Here is a 17,745-nt window from a genome sequence, read left to right as displayed (position 1 = left end):
TCGGGGGAGCGCTTCGGGTGGCTCAGGAGCTGGAGGGCGGCGAGGGCCCGTTGGTGCGGACCTGGGAGCGGGCACCCCTGCAAGCACTGGCGCGCTTGCACATGCTGGCGGCTGCGGACTTGGCCGACGAAGATCGACTGGGCCGACCACGCGCCGACGCCGAGGTGCAGGCGCGTCTGGCATTGCTGGCGGACATCGTGGGTGCCCGCTCCCAGGTCCGCACCAACGGGCCCTCGCCGCCCTCCAGCTCCTGAGCCACCCGAAGCGCTCCCCCGAACACCGGATCGTTGATCTGGCCGGCATCGGCGAGGTCCTCCAGCCGGACGGGGCCACCATCGAGAACCGACGACGCCCGCGCCGCCCGCAGCGCCGCCTCGGCCGCGGTCACCGGCCATCCTCGCAGGTTGGCACGGTGTCGGTGGGCACGCCCCAGCGCTTCGCGGGCGCGGTCGCTGGCCTCGGCGACGCCGGGCAATTCCATCAGGGGGGCCAGCGGGTCAGCTGTCACAACCTCACAACCTATCCCCGTCGGATTGCGGCGCGCGCGGGATGGCGTCCAGCAACTGCCGGCTGTATTCGTGCCTGGGATCGCGGAACAGGCGCTCGGCGGGGGCGTGCTCCACCACGCGGCCCGCCCGCATCACCAGGACGTCATCGGCGATCTGCCGGATCACCGCCAGGTCGTGGCTGATGAACAAATAGGCCAGGCCGAGTTCGGCCTGCAGGTCGGCCAGCAGGTCGAGTATTTGCGCCTGCACCAAGACGTCGAGCGCGGACACCGCCTCGTCGCAGACCAGCACCTCGGGCCGCAATGCCAACGCCCGCGCGATCGCCACTCGCTGGCGTTGCCCGCCCGACAGCTCGCGTGGCAAGCTGCTCAGCACCGACGACGGCAGCGCCACCTGATCGACGAGTACGCGCACGGCTTTCTCCCGATCCCTGCGATTTCCGACGCGGTGGATCCGCAGCGGTTCCTCGATGGCTCGAAACACCGAGTACATGGGGTCCAGGCTGCTGTAGGGGTTTTGAAACACCGGCTGTACGCGACGGCGAAAGGCCATCATCGTGTCCCGGCCCGCGGTGGCGGAGATCCTCGCGCCGTCGAAAACGACTTCGCCCGAGGTGGGTTGAAGCAGACCCAGCGCCATGCGGGCCACCGTCGACTTTCCCGAGCCCGATTCGCCGACGATCGCCAGAGTGCGGGCCCGTTGCAGCCGGAAGGACACCCCGTCGACGGCGCGAAACTCGCCACGCCGCCACGGTGCGCCGTGCGAATCCCGGTAGACCTTGGTGAGATCCGAGGCGACGAGGATGTCATCGGTCCGGGTGACCGTCGGGCGGTTCCTGCGCGACAGTGCTGGCGCCGCGGCCACCAATCGCTGGGTGTACTCGTGCTGTGGTTCGCGCAGAATAGCCTGTGCGGCACCGGTTTCCACCACGACGCCGCGGTGGACGACGACTACGTGCTCCGCCCGTTCGGCGGCCAGCGCCAAATCGTGCGTGATCAGCAATAGCGCGGTGCCCAGTTCGTCGGTGAGGTGCGCGAGGTGGTCGAGCACCTGTCGCTGCACCGTGACGTCCAGGGCCGACGTCGGTTCGTCGGCGATCAGCAACTGCGGGCGGCCCGCCAGCCCGATGGCGATGAGCGCTCGCTGGCACATGCCGCCAGATAGTTGGTGCGGATACTTGGCCGCCTGCTTCGCGGGATCTGGCATGCCCGCCTGGGCGAGCAGCTCCACCGCGCGCCGCCTGTCCCGACGGCCATCGGTGTTGGCCCGCAACGCTTCCCGGATTTGGAAACCGACTTTCCAGACCGGGTTGAGGTTGGTCATCGGGTCTTGAGGCACGTAGCCGATGCGACGGCCTCGGATAGAGCGCAGCAGCTTTCGATCCGCGCGGGTGATGTCGAGCCCGTCAAACGTGATGCGGCCGGCGGTGATTCGCCCACCGGGCGGCAGCAGCCCCAGAATCGCGGCGGCCGTGGTGGACTTCCCGGATCCCGACTCGCCGACCACGGCAACGGTCTGGCCGCGCTGGACGCTCAAATCTACCCTGGCGACCGCGGGGGGACGCTCGTCGAATCTGACCTCCAGGCCTTCGACGGTCAGCAGCGGCGACTGCGCGGTGCCCGGACGGCTCATGCCCGTCTCGCTCGCGACGCGGGATCCAGGGCGTCGCGCAGGGCGTCGCCCATCATCATGAACGCCAGCACCGTCGTCGCCAGTGCGCCCGCGGGATAGAACAGGATCGGCGAGCCGGCCCGCAGCCGCGTCTGGGCGAGGTTGATGTCACCACCCCACGACACCACCGAGGTGGGCAACCCGACCCCGAGGTAGGACAGCGTGGCCTCCGTGACGATGAAGGCTCCCAACGCAATCGTGGACATCGCGATCACCGGTCCCACCGCGTTGGGCAATGCGTGACGGAGCAACGTTTGAAACCGGCTCAGCCCCAACGCTTTGGCTGCGAGTACATAATCACTGCCGCGCACCTCCAGCACCGCACCACGAGCGATCCTGGCGATTTGCGGCCAACCGAACAAGGCCAGGATGGCGATCACCGTCCACACCGTGCGATGGTGCATAACCTGCATGAGGACGATCGCGGCCAGCAACAGCGGCAGGCCGAAGAAGATGTCGGTGACGCGGGAGACGACGGCGTCGAGCCAGCCTCCGTAGAAGCCGGCCAACGCGCCCAGGGCCCCGCCGATGAAAAAGACCAGCAGGGTCGCGCCCAAGCCGACCGTCACCGACGCTCGTGCGCCATAGATGGTGCGCGTGTAGATGTCGTGGCCCTGCAGGTCGGTGCCGAACCAGTGCGCCGCCGAAGGGCTGCGCAGGCTCTGGCTCGGATCGGCATAGCTGGGATCGGCATGGGTGAACAAGGAGGGATACAGCGCGACAAGGAGAATGAGGAGGATCAGCACGGCGGCGGCGGCGAACTTCGGGCGGCGGTGCAGCTTGCGCCACGTCTCGCCCCAAAAGCCAGAATGCTCAGCCATAGCGGATCCTCGGGTCCAGGGCCGCATAGAGCAGGTCTACCAACAGATTGGTGAACAGATAGATCAGGACCAGCACCGTCACGATCGACACCACGGTCGGCGCTTCCTGCCGGGTGACCGCCTGGTAGAGAACCCCGCCGACACCATGAATGTTGAAGATGCCCTCGGTCACAATGGCACCGCCCATCAGCGCCCCCAGGTCGGCGCCCAAAAACGTCACGACCGGGATCAGCGAGTTGCGCAGGATGTGCACCGTCACCACCCGTGGCCGTGACAACCCCTTGGCGGTCGCCGTGCGGACATAGTCGGTATGCGCGTTGGCGGCCACGGCGGATCGGGTCAACCGCACGACGTAGGCGAATGATACTGAGCCCAAGACGATTCCGGGAAGCAGCAAGCGTGCGAATGTCGCCCGCTCGCCAACGGTGACCGGTGCGATGCCCAGCTTGACCCCGAACAGGAACTGCGCCAAAAAGCCAAGCACGAAGATCGGGATCGCGATGATGATCAGCCCGGCGATGAGCACCGTGGCGTCGAAGAGTCCCCCTTGGCGCAGCCCGGATACGACTCCGAACCCGATGCCCAGCACCGCTTCCACGACCAGGGCGATCAGTGTGAGCCGGATCGTTACCGGAAACGCATGTGCCAGAACGGCGCTGACTGGCAGCCCGGAATAGGCGTGACCCAGGTCGCCGCGCAGAACGCCGCCCAGGTAGCGCAGATACTGCAGGATGAACGGATCGTCAAGGTGGTAGCGTGCCCGAAGCGCAGCGGCCACGGCCGGGGTCAGCGGCCGGTCTCCGGCGATGGCGGCCAGGGGATCGCCGGGCAGCAGGAAGACCATTCCGTAGATCAGTAGGGTGGCGCCCAGAAAGACGGGCACCATGACGGCGATCCTGCGTGCGACATACCAGCCCATGTCTTAAACCTTGACGAGATTCTCGTAGTCGGGCAGCCCGTTCCAGGTGACGTTGACGGCACTGACCTGCGGCGACCACCCGATGACGGCGATGTAGTACCACAGCGGCACGGCGGGCATGTCGTGCAACAGGATTCGTTGAGCCGCGTTGACGAGCACGTCGGCCTGCCGTAGGTCGGGAGCCGCCTCGGCGGCGGCCAGGCCGGCGTCGAAGTCGCGGCTGGAATATCCGACGTCATTGGATCCCGCGCCGGTCGCGTACAACGGCGCGAGGAACTCGATCATCGACGGGTAGTCGCCGATCCAGCCGGCCCGAAACGCGGTGTCGATCGTGCGGTTGGTGATCTGGGTGCGAAACCCTGCGAAGGTGGGCTGCGGCGCACCCACGGCGTCGATGCCCAGCACATTCTTGATGCTGTTGGCCACCGCGTCCACCCACTCCTGATGGCCGCTATCGGCGTTGTAGGCGATGGCGTACCGCCCGCTCCACGGCGAGATCGCGTTGGCTTGGGCCCAGAGTTGGCGCGCCCGAACGGGATTGAAGTCCAATGCGTCATTACCCGGGATGTTCGGGTCGTATCCCGGCAACGAACTGGCGGTGAAGTCACGGGCCGGGCTTCGAGTGTTGTTGAAGATCTGCCGGCATATCTGGGGGCGGTTGATGGACGCCGACAACGCAAGCCGGCGCAGTCGGCCTTCCTCGCCGCCGAAATGAGGCAGCCGCAGCGGCGTGTCGAGCGACTGGCTGACGGCGACGGGTCCGCTGGCGGCGTTGCCGCCCAGGTCGCGCTGGTAGATCGTCAACGCGCTGGACGGAATCGTATCCAGGACATCGAGATTGCCCGAGAGTAGGTCGGCGTACGCGGTGTCCAGGTTGGAGTAGAACTCGAACCTCAACCCGTTGTTGCGGGGCTTGCGGTTGCCGTGGTAATCGTGGTTGGGCCGCAGATCAATTCGGACGTTGTGCTCCCACGCGGGCCCGTCGGGGCCGTCAACGAGTTGGTAGGGGCCATTACCGATCGGGTGCTGCCCGAAAGCGCTCATGTCCCGAAAGGCCGCCTGCGGCAGGGGATAGAACGCGCTGTGCCCGAGTCGCAATTTGAAGTCGATGGTGGGTGCCTTCAGCCGGACGGTGAACTCCTGGTCGTTGATCACCTGCAGGCCGGACATGGTGGTGGCGTTCGCCTTGCCGCCGTCGGCCGTCACCCCGGCGACGGCGTCGAAACCGACGATGGGGCTGAAAAAGCTTTGCTGCAGTTGGGCATTGGCGCCCAACGCCCCGTAGTTCCAGGCGTCGACGAAGGAATGGGCCGTCACCGGCGACCCGTCAGTGAACTTCCAGCCGGGTTTGAGGACGATCCGGTAGTTGACGTTGTCGGTGGTATCGACCGACTGGGCGACCTCCGGCGACGGATTGCCCGCGGCGTCGTAGGACATCAGGCCGGCGAATAACCGATCGAGGATCCGGCCGCCCAGGCTGTCGTTCGTGCCGGTCGGAATCAGCGGGTTGGGCGGTTCCCCGCCGTTGACCACCACCAGATCCGGGCTCAGGGCGCCGCCGCCGCATCCGGCCAGCGGGGCGACCGCCAGCATGACGACGGCGGCGACAGCCGGCCAGCCCCGCATCCACCGCATGACACCCGACCCTAGGGCCTGAAGTCGCACCGGCTGGGAACCTACCCGGTCAAAGCGATTGACGCCGCTCAGACGGCGGTGATCGGGTGCACCTGCAATGCACAGGCGTCGATGGTGGCCGACACGATCACCACGTTGGTGGTGCCGGGCGGATTGATCGCCAGGTCCGTATAGGTGGGGCACGGGTTGCCCGCGCTGTCGACGGCGATGCCCTCAACGATGGCCTGCCCCCGAGTCGATATCGACAGGATGACGGTGGGTGGCACATCGACGTCAGCCGGCAGGCCGCCCATGTATCCCCGCAGCGTGGGCTTGGCGTGAATCAATGGTCCGCCCGCACCCGAGTCGACCCCGGCGAATCCGGTGAGCGTGCACGGCTCGGCGCCGCCGGCGAGGCTGAACATCAGGATCAGCCCGCGGTGGCCCGCGGCGCCCTCGGTGGGCGATGCGGTTACCGCTATCTGATCCGACCAGCATGGCGTCGGCGCGTCCACGTCGTCAGTGGGCATCGAACTTGCCGGGGACCCCAGCATGGTGGCCGCTGCGTAAGTCGTTGCGACCGCGGCAAAGCTGGGGACCAGCCGACCGAGGCACCGCCCATGACCCCGCACAGGGGTGATTATCCGGCATCAGGCACGCTTTGACCCTGGATTGGCGCCCGCGGCTACCACTCGCACCGCTACGCCTCACCCGGCTAGGCTCGCAGTCGGCCGAAGCGCGAGGCCACTCCAACGGCGCAGTCTCGACACAGGAGAGAACCCAGTGACCGCCAGCAATACCGCGGGCCCGTCGTCATATCCGCCGTCGGCCGAATTCGCCGAGCAGGCCAATGCGGGCGAGGAGCTGTACCGCGAGGCCGAGGCGGACCGGCCGGCGTTTTGGGCCAAGCAGGCCAACCGGCTTTCCTGGGCGAAGCCGTTCACTGAAGTGCTCGACTGGTCCGAAGCGCCGTTCGCCAAGTGGTTCGCGGACGGCAAACTCAACGTGGCCTACAACTGCGTCGACCGCCACGTGAAGGCCGGGCACGGGGATCGGGTTGCCATCCACTGGGAGGGTGAACCGGTCGGCGATCAACGCAGCCTGACCTACTCCGATCTGCAAGCGCAGGTATGCAAGGCCGCCAACGCGTTGACAGATCTCGGTCTGGTAGCCGGCGATCGGGTCGCGATCTACCTGCCACTGATCCCCGAAGCGGTGGTCGCGATGCTGGCCTGTGCGCGCCTGGGCCTCATGCACACCGTGGTGTTCGCCGGCTTCACCGCCAAGGCTCTGCGGGCCCGCATCGCCGACGCCGAGGCCAAGCTGTTGATCACCAGCGACGGCCAGATCCGCCGCGGCAAGCCGGCACCGTTGAAGGACGCGGCCGACGAGGCCGTCGAGGACGGCGACAGCTTTGTGCAGCACGTACTTGTGGTGCGGCGCACCGGAATCGACGTGTCCTGGAACGACGATCGTGACCTGTGGTGGCACGACGTGGTCGACGCCGCATCGGCCGAACACACCCCGGAACCGTTCGACGCCGAGCAGCCGCTGTTCCTGCTTTACACCTCGGGGACCACCGGCAAGCCCAAGGGCATCGTGCACACCAGCGGCGGCTATCTGACCCACGCCGCCTACACGCACTACTACGTCTTCGACATCAAGGCCGAAACCGACGTCTTCTGGTGCACCGCCGACATCGGCTGGGTCACCGGACACACCTACGGCGTGTACGGTCCCCTGGCCAACGGCGTCACCGAGGTGCTGTACGAGGGCACACCGGACTCACCCAGCCAGCACCGCCATTTCGAGATCATCGAAAAGTACGGTGTGACAATCTATTACACCGCCCCAACGCTGATTCGCACGTTCATGAAGTGGGGGCGCGAAATTCCCGACGCGCATGACCTGTCCAGCCTGAGACTGTTGGGTTCGGTCGGAGAGCCGATCAATCCCGAAGCGTGGCGCTGGTACCGCAGGGTGATCGGCGCTGACAGCCTGCCGATCGTGGACACCTGGTGGCAGACCGAAACGGGCGCCACCATGATCTCCCCGCTGCCCGGAGTCGCTGCGGCCAAACCGGGTTCTGCGATGAGGCCGCTGCCGGGCATCTCCGCGAAGATCGTCGACGACCACGGCGATCAACTCGTGCCGGGCATCCACAAGGGCGAGCACGTCACCGGCTACCTGGTGTTGGATCAGCCGTGGCCGTCCATGCTGCGCGGCATCTGGGGCGATCCGGAGCGATACGTCGAGACCTACTGGTCCAGGTTCGCCGAGCAGGGCTGGTACTTCGCCGGCGACAGCGCCTATTACGACCGCGACGGCGCCATCTGGGTCGTGGGCCGCATCGACGACGTCATGAACGTATCTGGGCACCGGCTGTCCACCGCCGAGGTGGAATCGGCGCTGGTCGGCCACGCCTCGGTGGCCGAGGCGGCTGTGGTCGGGGCGACCGATGCGACCACCGGCCAGGCCATCTGCGCGTTCGTCGTCCTGTGCGCCGAGCACCAAGTGCACGACGGGATCGTCGACGAATTGCGCGTCGAGGTGGCCCGCGAGATCTCACCCATCGCCCGCCCGCGCGAGGTTCACGTGGTGCCCGAACTACCCAAGACCCGCAGCGGCAAGATCATGCGCAGGCTCTTGCGGGACATCGCCGAAAACCGCGAATTGGGCGACACCTCTACGCTGCTGGATCCCGGTGTGTTCGACGCGATCCGGGCGGCGAAGTAGACGCCGTCTGCTCAGCCCGGGAGCGGGCTAAACCCCGCACCAGGCCGATGTTTGGCATTGATGTCGCCCAGGACCGCGTTGAATGACACCACCACCGCCGGCGTGTGCAGCGGGATGTACTTGATGATGCAGGTCGGCAAGTTGTCGCTGAACGCCCCATGGATCATCCCGACCAACTGATTGTTGACGGTGACCGGCGCGCCGGAGTCGCCCGGTTGACCACAGACCTGCATGACGATGGTGCCCGGTGATTGACCCATGCCCCAGGTGACGCCGCACGAATTGCCGGTCGTGCGGCCCTGTTTGCAAGCGATCTCGCCGAATGCGGGGTCCGGACCGACGCCACTGATCAAAAAGCCGTTGAAGTTGGCCACCGGCGCCACCTTGGCCGGGTCGAACTTGATCACCGCGTAGTCGAGGTTGTCGTTGCCCGCCACCATGGTGCCCAATACGCCGGCGTTCTCCGCGCCCTCGGCGGAGACCTGAGCCCCCGGGCCGCCGCAGTGCGCGGACGTGAAGCCGATCAGCTCACCGGCGGCATCGCCGCCGATGGTGGTCAGGGTGCACATGGTGTCGCCGTTGACGACGATGCCCGCACCACCGCCCAGCGGGATGCGGACGTCGGCGGCGGCGCGGGCAAAAGAACCGCCGGCGGCCACGAGCAAGGCAGTCATCGCCACTAAGAAGCATCGGTGCGCGCTCCGCACAGCCCCACTCCCATCGGTAGGCCAGACAACACGACCGGCTTGGCCGAGTGTAATCGGCCGGGTTGTGCGTTCGCTTTGCATAAGGCGCGTTGCCCCGCGGCGTCGCCGACCGGCTTCAGGGCGAAGCAAACTGGCCGCCGGGCGCTCAAACCTGCGACGTAGTGCGAGGCTGACCTCGTCTGGCTTCTCCTGCCCAGGCGCCACATGGCAACATAAACCGCGATGACTGCGAGCCGGGCGACGACGAAAGAGGACGGTCTGTGAGCAAAGCCGATGGCAAGAATGGTGTGCCGAGCACCCTGACCACTATTCCGTTGACCGACCCGCATGCCAAACCCGCCGAGCCGTCCATCGGTGATCTGATCAAGGACGCCACCACCCAGGTCTCCACGCTGGTGCGCGCCGAGGTCGAACTGGCGCGCGCCGAGATCACCCGGGACGTCAAAAAGGGACTGACGGGAAGCGTCTTCTTCATCGCGGCGCTGGTAGTGCTGTTCTACTCCACGTTCTTCTTCTTCTTTTTCCTCGCCGAGCTGCTCGACAACTGGCTGTGGCGCTGGGTGTCGTATCTGATCGTGTTCGGGATCATGGTGGTGGTCGGCGCCGTGCTGGCCCTGCTGGGATTCTTGAAGGTGCGCCGTATCCGCGGACCGCGTCAGACCATCGAGTCGGTCAAGGAGACGCGGACCGCGCTCACGCCGGGCCACGACAAAGCCCCCGGCGGCGCCAAGGAGCTCCCCGAGTCCCACGGCAGGCACGCGAAGTCCGGAAACGGTGCTGGCGGCGATCCGTCGGGTTGGTAAATGGCGCCGCCGGATCCGTCGGTAGCGCGCATCGAGGGGCCGTGGCGCCATCTCGACGTGCACGCCAACGGCATCCGCTTCCACGTCGTCGAGGCTGAAAGCGACGCCGACGGCCCGCCCGTAACGGCACGCCCGCTGGTAATCCTGCTGCACGGTTTCGGATCGTTCTGGTGGTCCTGGCGTCATCAGCTGCGCGGACTGCGCGGCGCGCGAGTGGTCGCCGTCGACCTGCGCGGCTATGGCGGCAGCGACAAGCCTCCCCGCGGCTACGACGGCTGGACCATGGCCGGCGACACCGCCGGACTCATTCGGGCGCTGGGGCACTCCTCGGCGACCTTGGTGGGCCACGCCGACGGCGGGCTGGGCTGCTGGGCCACCGCTTTGTTGCATCCGCGGCTGGTGTCGGCGATCGCACTGATCAGTTCTCCGCATCCGGCGGCGTTGCGGCGATCCACGCTGACCCGCCGCGACCAGGGTTATGCGCTTTTGCCGACATTGCTCCAATACCAGATACCGTTGTGGCCCGAGCGGCTGTTGACCCGCGACAACGGCGCCGAGATCGAGCGACTGGTCCGCAGTCGCAGCTGCGGCAAATGGCTTGCGTCCGAAGACTTCTCCGAGACGATCGGTCATTTGCGGACGGCCATCCAAATCCCGGCTGCCGCACATAGTGCCCTGGAATACCAGCGCTGGGCGGCGCGCAGCCAGCTGCGCGATGAAGGTCGGCGTTTCATGAAGTCGATGAGCCAGCGGCTCAGCGTGCCGCTGTTACATCTACGCGGCGAGGCGGACCCCTACGTGCTCGCCGACCCGGTCGACCGCACGCAGCGCTACGCGCCGCAGGGGCGCTACGTATCCATCGCGGGCGCAGGGCATTTCAGCCATGAGGAGGCGCCCGAGGAAATCAACAGGCACCTCACGAAATTCTTGGAGCAGGTACACGTGACCCGGGCGCGGTAGGCGCGGCGGCTCAGCCGACGCAGGAACCCGTGCCCACCAGCTGGGTGTCACCGATCCTGGAGAGCTGGCTGGCCACCTCGTCGGCGGTCAACACGAAGCCGGTGTCGGGGTCGTCGACCGCCGCACCGAACACCACACCGAGCACGTGGCCGTCGAGATCGATCAACGGTCCACCCGAATTGCCCTGCTCCACACTGGCTCTGATCGTGTAAACGTCACGGGTGACCGGTGCCGGATCCCGGTAGATGTCGGGTCCGCTCAACTTGATCAGCTCGCGGATCCTGGCTGGGGTCGCGGTGAAGTTCCCACCGCCGGGATAACCCAGGACCACAACGCTGGCACCGGTTTTCGCGTCGCCCTGGGCGAAGGCCAGCGGGGGCGGTGGCAAATTGGGGACGGCCAGGATCGCGATGTCGACCCCCGGATCATAGGACACCACGGTGGCGTCGAATGGATTGCCACCGGCGTAAATCTGTACGCTGTTCGAGCCGGCCACCACGTGCGCGTTGGTCATCACCCGGTCGGGTGCGATCACGAATCCGCTGCCCTCCAACACTTTCTGGCAGCTGGGGGCCAGGCTGCGAATCTTGACCACACTGGGCGCCGTGGCCTGCACCACCGGGTTGCCGGCCAGCTCGGGATCGGGGGATGCGACGGGAATGACAGGGGTGCGGCTGAACGGCTCCAGCACGGCGGGCAGGCCGGAGGTATTCAGCAGCGCGGACAGCCGTTTGGGTACCGTCTTGAGCCAGGGCGGCGCTATGTCGTTGACGTGAGCCAACACTCGCGAACCGCGGACCGCGGCGGCCAGTTCCGGCTGGTCCTTGGACTGGGTCAGCGGCGTCGCCAGCAACCACGCCGCGGTCAGGACCACGACCAGCTGGACCGCCACTCCGATGACCGAGTCGACCGTTCGGATGGAACGGCTGCGGATTGCGCCGCGGACAGCGCGTCCGAGCACCACACCGGCGACCTCGCCGATGACAACAAGCGCGAGGATCAGGAACAGTGCGGCAAACAATTTCGCGCGGGGCGCGGCGATGTGGCTGACCAGGTGGGGTGCCAACAGCACACCGGCGATCGCGCCGAGCAGGACGCCGACGAACGACAGCAACGAACCCAGCGCGCCCGACCGCCAGCCGGAGATCGCCGCGATGAAAGCGACCGCGAGGACGGCGACATCCAACCACTGCGACGGGGTCATCGAATTCATCGAGACTTACCCCCGTCGCCAACCAGCGCCATCGCCGCGTCCAGCTCCCGCTCGTCGGTGGTGTCCCACGGTTGCGCCCATCCGGCGACGTCGAGCAGCGCGGAAATCACCTGGCCGGTGAACCCCCAGACCAGCATCTCGTTGAGCAGGAACGCCGGGCCGGCCCACCGGCGGCCGAGATCGCCGCGGTACACCATGAGCCGGTTGTCCGGATTGACGAAGGCGCGCAGCGGAACTCGCGCCACGATCGCCGTTTCGGCCTCGTTGACGACGGCGACGCGGCCCGGATCCGGCGAGTACGCCAGCACCGGAACGACGTGAAACTGCGACGGTGCGATGAACATCTTTTCCATCGTCGCCAGCGGATACAGCCTGCTCACGTCGATGCCGGTTTCCTCGCGGGCCTCGCGTAGGGCGGTATCCACGGGACCGTTGTCGGTCGGATCGGCGGCACCACCGGGGAAAGCCGCCTGCCCGGCGTGGTGGCGCAGGGTCGAGGCCCGCACGGTGACCAGCAGGTCGGCGTCTTCGGGATAACGGCCATCGGGCGGACCGGATTCCGAACCGGAGAACAACACCAGGACGGCGGCTTCACGGCTGGCGCCCCGCAGGGTCGTCACCGCCGACGCGGCCTTGCTGATGATCATCGCCAGCACGTCGGCCGGCAGGCGGTGGCGGGCCGCATCGGGAACGTCATCGACGTTGTCGACCAGGGGACGCAGCCAAGACGGACAGGCGTCAGGCCTCAGCGGAACGGTCCCGCGCGCGGGAGCGGGGTCCCCATTCCGCAGGGGCGAACCCCCAGCACTCACGGCCCCTCCAGTCGGTTCAATTTTCCGCTTATCCGCGGTCGTTGCCGATCGCAGCCGCGATTTCATCGGCAGTGGTGAAAGCGCGTGGCAGCGTTTGGGCAACGCTACCGTCCGCCCGGAGGACCACCGTCGCGGGCATCACATTTACCACCCGCAGCGCCGCCGCCACCCGACGACGACCGTCCTGCAGCGTCGGCAGATGGACACCGAGCTCGGCCAGCCGTAGCAGCGCCGCCGTCTCGTTCTCGTCTTGATGCACCGTCACCACCATCACGTCCGGACCAGCCCGACGTTGATACTCGGCCATCGCGGGCAGTTCGGCGGCGCACGGCGCGCACCAATATGCCCACAGGTTGAGGACCACCCGACGCCCGGCCAGCGCGCGGGCGACGTCGACCACTGATCCGTCGGCAGCGCAATCGACCGTCACACCGCGCAGCGCCTCGGGACCGTCGCCGGTTCCAGCGCCGGGGCACGGCAACAGGTTGGCGCGCTGCCGCGGGCCCGACAACGCCGCGGGGGTATCGGCGTCGCGATGTTCCCGGTCGGGCATCGTCTGATTATTCGCGGGCATCGACGTCGAGGCGGAATCATCGCGCAGCTGAGCGAACAGAGCCGCGATCAGCGCCGCAACCACCGCCAGAATCGCAATGTGCCAGCGGGCCTTCCGGGTCAGCCTGAGCATCGCGGTTCTTGCACGCGTCGTTCCCGGCCCGGCTTACAGGCCGACCAGGGCGAGCAGGTGCTCGGTTTCCGGCCCCTTCACCAACGGCGCGGCCAATGCCGCCTCGGTCGGGCCCAGACCGAAAGAGGGGCAGTCTTTGGCGATCAGGCAGACGCCGCACGCGGGTTTGCGTGCGTGGCACACCCGGCGGCCGTGGAAGATCACCCGGTGGCTCAACACGGTCCACTCACTGCGTTCGATGAGGTCACCGACGGAATGCTCGATTTTGACCGGGTCCGTCTCGTCGGTCCAGCGCCACCGGTGCACCAGCCGCGCGAAATGCGTGTCGACCGTGATGCCCGGGATTCCGAAGGCATTTCCCAGGATGACGTTGGCCGTCTTGCGGCCGACCCCGGGCAGGGTGACCAGGTCGGTCATGGTCGACGGCACCTCGCCGTCGAACCGTTCGACCAGGGCCTGCCCCAGACCAATCAACGAAGACGCCTTGTTGCGGAAGAAACCCGTCGGGCGGATCAGGTTTTCCAGCTCGGCGCGGTCTGCTTGCGCGTAGTCCAGCGCCGACCGATAACGCTTGAACAACGCCGGCGTCGTCAAATTGACGCGTTTGTCGGTGCTCTGCGCCGAAAGGATCGTAGCGACCGTCAATTCCAGCGGCGTAGTGAAATCCAACTCGCAGTGAGCGTCCGGAAACGCTTGTGCCAGCGCGCGATTCATGCGCCTCGCCCGTCGCAACAAGCCGGCTCGGGTTTCCTCAGACCAGCGCCGGGCCTCGACGCCACCCGGCGGAGCCGGAGTCGATTTCGAACGCCCGGACGACTTTGCCACTGTCACCTACGACAGCGTACTGATTTCGTGATCTGGCCGAGACCTCGTGTTGATTCATGGCGATGTTTACTTCTCGATGTGTCGTGGTTGCTGGTGGCCGGCGTTCCGGCGCTGCTGATGCTGGCGGCGCTGGGTCTCGGACGACTCGAGTCCGAGCTCGCCGCCGGCGCCCGCGCGGTCGAAGATGCCGACGAGTTCCCCGAGTGTGCCGACGGTGTGGACATGCACACGATGGCCTCCGAAGGCCTGCCGGAGGCACTGGAATACCTGCATCGGCGCGAGCTTGCGCAGCTACCTGAGCTCTCGACGAGCGGGCGCAGCGGCGGACCGCGCCACGCCGCACCGTCGTTTGCCGTCAGCTTCGTCGACCGCGACGAAATGACGCTGCCGACACGAATACACGGCCATTCGCACGTCAATCCGCAGTTTAGGGCACCTAAACACGCCAATCCTGTGTAGCGTTGGCACGTTGGACACAATGGCGTTCCTCTAGACTCGTCACGCGAGCAAGGGGTTAGCCTGCCCGTAGACATTAATTTCCTGAAAAAGTTGAAGAGGCAACGTGGACGAGATCCTGGCAAGGGCAGGAATCTTCCAAGGGGTTGAACCCGGCGCAGTCACAGCGCTGACCAAGCAGCTGCAGCCCGTCGACTTCCCCCGTGGACACACGGTCTTCGCCGAGGGGGAACCCGGCGACCGGCTGTACATCATCGTCTCGGGGAAGGTGAAGATCGGTCGACGTTCGCCCGATGGACGAGAGAACCTGCTGACCATCATGGGCCCGTCGGACATGTTCGGCGAATTGTCGATCTTCGACCCGGGTCCGCGGACGTCCAGTGCCACCACCATCACCGAGGTACGGGCGGTGTCGATGGATCGCGACGCGTTGCGGGCGTGGATCGCCGATCGTCCCGAGATCGCCGAGCAGTTGTTGCGGGTGTTGGCCCGCCGCCTGCGCCGCACCAACAACAACTTGGCCGACCTCATCTTCACCGACGTGCCGGGCCGGGTGGCCAAGCAACTGTTGCAGCTCGCGCAGCGGTTCGGTACCCAAGAGGGCGGCGCCATGCGGGTGACCCACGACCTGACCCAGGAAGAGATCGCGCAGCTGGTCGGGGCGTCGCGGGAGACGGTGAATAAGGCGCTGGCCGACTTCGCCCATCGCGGCTGGATCCGGCTGGAGGGTAAGAGCGTGCTGATCTCGGACTCCGAGCGACTGGCCCGCCGAGCGAGGTAAGCGCGCGCGAAGCGCGGGCGCAACCGAGCGAGAAATCAACCACGAGCGAGGTAAGCGCGCGCGAAGCGCGGGCGGGGTCGCCATCCTCCGCCACACCAGTCACATGGGTACCGCGGTGGCACCCATAAGGTGACCTCCGAACGTGCTAGCGCCGGCGCTATCGTTTTGCGAAAAGACCGCGTGCTTCCAGAGCCGGGCCCCCAGGTAGACGCGCGACCTCGGTTACGCCGACGGCCCCGAGCGCAGGTGATTCAGCTGCACCTGCACCGACCACTCGGCGGCATCCCACAGTTTCTCGTCGACATCGACATAGACGTGTTCGACGATCCGGCGGGTGCTGGCGTCCTCCCCCAGCTCGCGCAACGCCGTACGCACCTGATCCAGCCGCTCCCGCCGGTGCGCCAGATAGCCCTGGGCGACGCTTTCCAGGTCGGTCAGCTCCGGTCCGTGGCCCGGCAGCACGGCCCGCCGACCCAGGCCGCGCAATCGCTGCAGCGACTCCAGGTAGTCCGTCAGGCTGCCGTCCTCCGTGTCCAGGACTGCCGTGCCGCGGCCCAGGACGGTGTCGGCGGTCAACACGGCATCGTCGAGTAGGAAGGACAGCGAGTCGGCGGTGTGGCCAGGGGTCGCCATCACCTTGATTTTGAGGCCGGCGGCATCGATCACCTCGCCGTCGGTCAGCTCCCCGCCGAGCCCGCGCAGAAAACCACTGCCTGCCGAGCGCACGGTCGCGCCGGTCAGCTCGACCAGCTTGTCGATCCCGTCGGTGTGATCGCCGTGCCGGTGGCTGATCAGAACCAGGGCGATACGGCCCAGCGCGGCAACCCGTGCGATGTGGTCGTCATCGTCGGGTCCGGGATCCACAATGACCAGCTCGTCGCTGCGAGGGCCGCGCAGCACCCAGGTGTTGGTGCCCTCGAGCGTCAGCAGCCCGGGGTTATCGGCCAACAGGACCGACGCGGTCTTTGTGACCGCACGCAACTGGGCGTACGCGGGATGCGCCAGAGGCTGGGTCATGGACGTCAGCCGACCTCGACGATCAGCTCCACTTCCACCGGCGCATCCAGCGGCAGCTCAAAGACACCGACCGCCGAACGCGCATGCGCGCCCCGTTCGCCGAACACCTCGCCGAGGAACTCGGACGCCCCGTTGATGACGCTCGGCTGGCCGTTGAATCCCGGCGTCGAGGCGACGAAGCCGACAACCTTCACCACCCGGGTCACCTCGTCGATACCCACCAGCGAGTTGACGGCCGCCAGCGCGTTGAGCGCACAGACCCGGGCCATCGCCCTGCCTTCCTCGGGGCTGACATCGGCGCCCACCTTGCCGGTGGCCAACAGCTTTCCCTCCTGCATGGGAAGTTGGCCTGCGGTGTAGATCAGGTTGCCGGTACGCACCGCCGGTACATAGGAGGCCAGCGGCGCAACCACTTCAGGGAGCTCGATGCCGAGCTGCCCGAGCCGGGCCGAAGCACTCATGACACCCGACCGAGTTACTTGGGGCGCTTCAGGTAAGCGACGTGCTGCTCGCCGGTCGGCCCTTGCAGCACCGACACCAGCTCCCAGCCGTCGGCGCCCCACTGATCGAGGATCTGTTTGGTGGCATGCGTCAGCAACGGAACCGTGACGTACTCCCACGCTGTCGGTTGGCTCATGCCGCGAGCTTATCGGGTCGGGCTAGCATGCGAAGGTGGCAACCACATCGAGCGGCGGAGCTGCCGTCGGCTGGCCCTCGCGCTTGACGAAGGCCCGTTTACATTTCGTGACCGGTAAAGGCGGAACGGGTAAGTCGACCATCGCGGCCGCGCTGGCACTGACCCTGGCCGCCGGAGGCCGCAAGGTCCTGCTCGTGGAAGTCGAGGGCCGGCAAGGCATTGCACAACTCTTCGATGTGCCGCCCCTGCCCTACCAGGAGGTGAAGATCGCGACCGCCGAACGCGGCGGTCAGGTCAATGCCCTGGCGATCGACATCGAGGCCGCCTTTTTGGAATACCTCGAGATGTTCTACAACCTGGGCATTGCGGGCCGCGCGATGCACCGCATCGGTGCGATCGAGTTCGCGACGACGATCGCGCCGGGTCTGCGTGACGTGCTGCTGACCGGCAAGATCAAGGAGACGGTGATACGCGTCGACAAGAATCGGCTGCCGGTTTATGACGCGATCGTCGTCGACGCCCCGCCGACCGGACGCATCGCGCGGTTCCTGGATGTCACCAAGGCCGTGTCTGATTTGG

Annotated in this window: 19 protein-coding genes and 1 pseudogene; 6 read left to right on the top strand and 14 right to left on the bottom strand. The window is 66.8% G+C overall.

From position 1 onward, the window contains the following. Positions 1-199: 199 nt before the first annotated feature. The 6 genes and pseudogenes from A5686_RS21580 to A5686_RS21555 form a co-directional block, all read right to left on the bottom strand. Positions 200-508: pseudogene (locus tag A5686_RS21580) on the bottom strand (oxidoreductase); the annotation flags it as partial. Positions 509-512: 4 nt separating this feature from the next. After that, a complete protein-coding gene (locus tag A5686_RS21575; protein WP_067938473.1) occupies positions 513-2,141 on the bottom strand; it encodes an ABC transporter ATP-binding protein in 1,629 nt (542 codons plus the stop codon). Further along, entirely contained in the window at positions 2,138-3,001 is an 864-nt protein-coding gene (locus A5686_RS21570; RefSeq protein WP_067938471.1) for an ABC transporter permease, read from the bottom strand. The genes A5686_RS21575 and A5686_RS21570 overlap by 4 nt, the downstream gene beginning before the upstream one ends. Further along, positions 2,994-3,920, bottom strand: coding sequence for an ABC transporter permease (locus tag A5686_RS21565; protein WP_067938469.1), 927 nt, complete (start codon positions 3,918-3,920; stop codon positions 2,994-2,996). The genes A5686_RS21570 and A5686_RS21565 overlap by 8 nt, the downstream gene beginning before the upstream one ends. Positions 3,921-3,923: 3 nt before the next feature. Next, positions 3,924-5,555: an ABC transporter substrate-binding protein gene (locus A5686_RS21560; RefSeq protein ID WP_067938467.1), complete on the bottom strand. Its 1,632-nt coding sequence runs from the start codon at positions 5,553-5,555 to the stop codon at positions 3,924-3,926. Between the two features lie 68 nt (positions 5,556-5,623). After that, the gene (locus tag A5686_RS21555) at positions 5,624-6,166 is read right to left on the bottom strand and encodes a DUF4232 domain-containing protein (protein WP_197520665.1); all 543 of its coding nucleotides are present in this window, start codon (positions 6,164-6,166) and stop codon (positions 5,624-5,626) included. A gap of 151 nt (positions 6,167-6,317) precedes the next feature. Here A5686_RS21555 and acs point away from each other — a divergent pair, with 151 nt between their 5' ends. Then, complete coding sequence (gene acs / locus A5686_RS21550) at positions 6,318-8,270, top strand: acetate--CoA ligase (protein WP_067938463.1); 1,953 nt, start codon at positions 6,318-6,320, stop codon at positions 8,268-8,270. A gap of 11 nt (positions 8,271-8,281) precedes the next feature. Here acs and A5686_RS21545 read toward each other — a convergent pair whose 3' ends face one another. Continuing rightward, positions 8,282-8,977 carry a serine protease gene (locus A5686_RS21545; protein WP_156750174.1) on the bottom strand — a complete coding sequence of 232 codons (696 nt, stop codon included), beginning with the start codon at positions 8,975-8,977 and terminating at the stop codon, positions 8,282-8,284. 260 nt (positions 8,978-9,237) lie between these two features. Between A5686_RS21545 and A5686_RS21540 the strand changes: the two genes are divergently transcribed. Together A5686_RS21540 and A5686_RS21535 are read left to right on the top strand one after the other, a co-directional pair. Then, positions 9,238-9,780, top strand: coding sequence for a phage holin family protein (locus A5686_RS21540; RefSeq protein ID WP_067938459.1), 543 nt, complete (start codon positions 9,238-9,240; stop codon positions 9,778-9,780). Continuing rightward, positions 9,781-10,740, top strand: coding sequence for an alpha/beta fold hydrolase (locus A5686_RS21535; RefSeq protein WP_067938457.1), 960 nt, complete (start codon positions 9,781-9,783; stop codon positions 10,738-10,740). It begins immediately after the preceding gene. A gap of 10 nt (positions 10,741-10,750) precedes the next feature. Here A5686_RS21535 and marP read toward each other — a convergent pair whose 3' ends face one another. Genes marP through nth form a run of 4 tightly spaced genes read right to left on the bottom strand, consistent with a single transcriptional unit; the run spans position 10,751 to position 14,164 of the window. Next, on the bottom strand, positions 10,751-11,944 hold the full coding sequence (gene marP / locus A5686_RS21530; RefSeq protein ID WP_156750176.1) for an acid resistance serine protease MarP: 1,194 nt from the start codon (positions 11,942-11,944) through the stop codon (positions 10,751-10,753). A gap of 5 nt (positions 11,945-11,949) precedes the next feature. Beyond that, the gene (locus tag A5686_RS21525; RefSeq protein ID WP_067938452.1) at positions 11,950-12,765 is read right to left on the bottom strand and encodes a CoA pyrophosphatase; all 816 of its coding nucleotides are present in this window, start codon (positions 12,763-12,765) and stop codon (positions 11,950-11,952) included. Between the two features lie 28 nt (positions 12,766-12,793). Beyond that, positions 12,794-13,450, bottom strand: coding sequence for a TlpA disulfide reductase family protein (locus tag A5686_RS21520; RefSeq protein ID WP_067938450.1), 657 nt, complete (start codon positions 13,448-13,450; stop codon positions 12,794-12,796). Positions 13,451-13,483: 33 nt separating this feature from the next. Further along, positions 13,484-14,164 (bottom strand): endonuclease III, encoded by a 681-nt coding sequence (gene nth / locus A5686_RS21515; protein WP_067938447.1) that lies wholly within the window; start codon positions 14,162-14,164, stop codon positions 13,484-13,486. Between the two features lie 189 nt (positions 14,165-14,353). Between nth and A5686_RS21510 the strand changes: the two genes are divergently transcribed. Continuing rightward, positions 14,354-14,734 (top strand): hypothetical protein, encoded by a 381-nt coding sequence (locus A5686_RS21510; RefSeq protein WP_067938445.1) that lies wholly within the window; start codon positions 14,354-14,356, stop codon positions 14,732-14,734. A 103-nt stretch (positions 14,735-14,837) separates the two neighbouring features. Then, entirely contained in the window at positions 14,838-15,512 is a 675-nt protein-coding gene (gene crp, locus A5686_RS21505) for a cAMP-activated global transcriptional regulator CRP (protein WP_036465140.1), read from the top strand. 222 nt (positions 15,513-15,734) lie between these two features. Here the strand turns inward: crp and A5686_RS21500 are convergent, their stop codons facing one another. From A5686_RS21500 to A5686_RS27405, 3 genes are read right to left on the bottom strand one after another with little or no spacing between them, the layout of a single operon-like run. Further along, entirely contained in the window at positions 15,735-16,529 is a 795-nt protein-coding gene (locus tag A5686_RS21500; RefSeq protein WP_156750173.1) for an MBL fold metallo-hydrolase, read from the bottom strand. Positions 16,530-16,534: 5 nt separating this feature from the next. Further along, positions 16,535-16,990 carry a RidA family protein gene (locus tag A5686_RS21495; RefSeq protein WP_067938441.1) on the bottom strand — a complete coding sequence of 152 codons (456 nt, stop codon included), beginning with the start codon at positions 16,988-16,990 and terminating at the stop codon, positions 16,535-16,537. Between the two features lie 14 nt (positions 16,991-17,004). Beyond that, positions 17,005-17,166 carry a DUF4177 domain-containing protein gene (locus A5686_RS27405; protein ID WP_007772224.1) on the bottom strand — a complete coding sequence of 54 codons (162 nt, stop codon included), beginning with the start codon at positions 17,164-17,166 and terminating at the stop codon, positions 17,005-17,007. Between the two features lie 35 nt (positions 17,167-17,201). Here A5686_RS27405 and A5686_RS21490 point away from each other — a divergent pair. Further along, positions 17,202-17,745, top strand: a 544-nt coding sequence (locus tag A5686_RS21490) for an ArsA-related P-loop ATPase (protein WP_156750172.1), incomplete at its 3' end; no start/stop codon positions are given.

This window comes from Mycobacterium sp. E2479 (assembly GCF_001667925.1).
Taxonomy (GTDB): Bacteria; Actinomycetota; Actinomycetes; order Mycobacteriales; family Mycobacteriaceae; genus Mycobacterium.
Note: the sequence above shows the minus strand (reverse complement) of the source record. Positions and strands in the feature narration are given on the sequence as shown.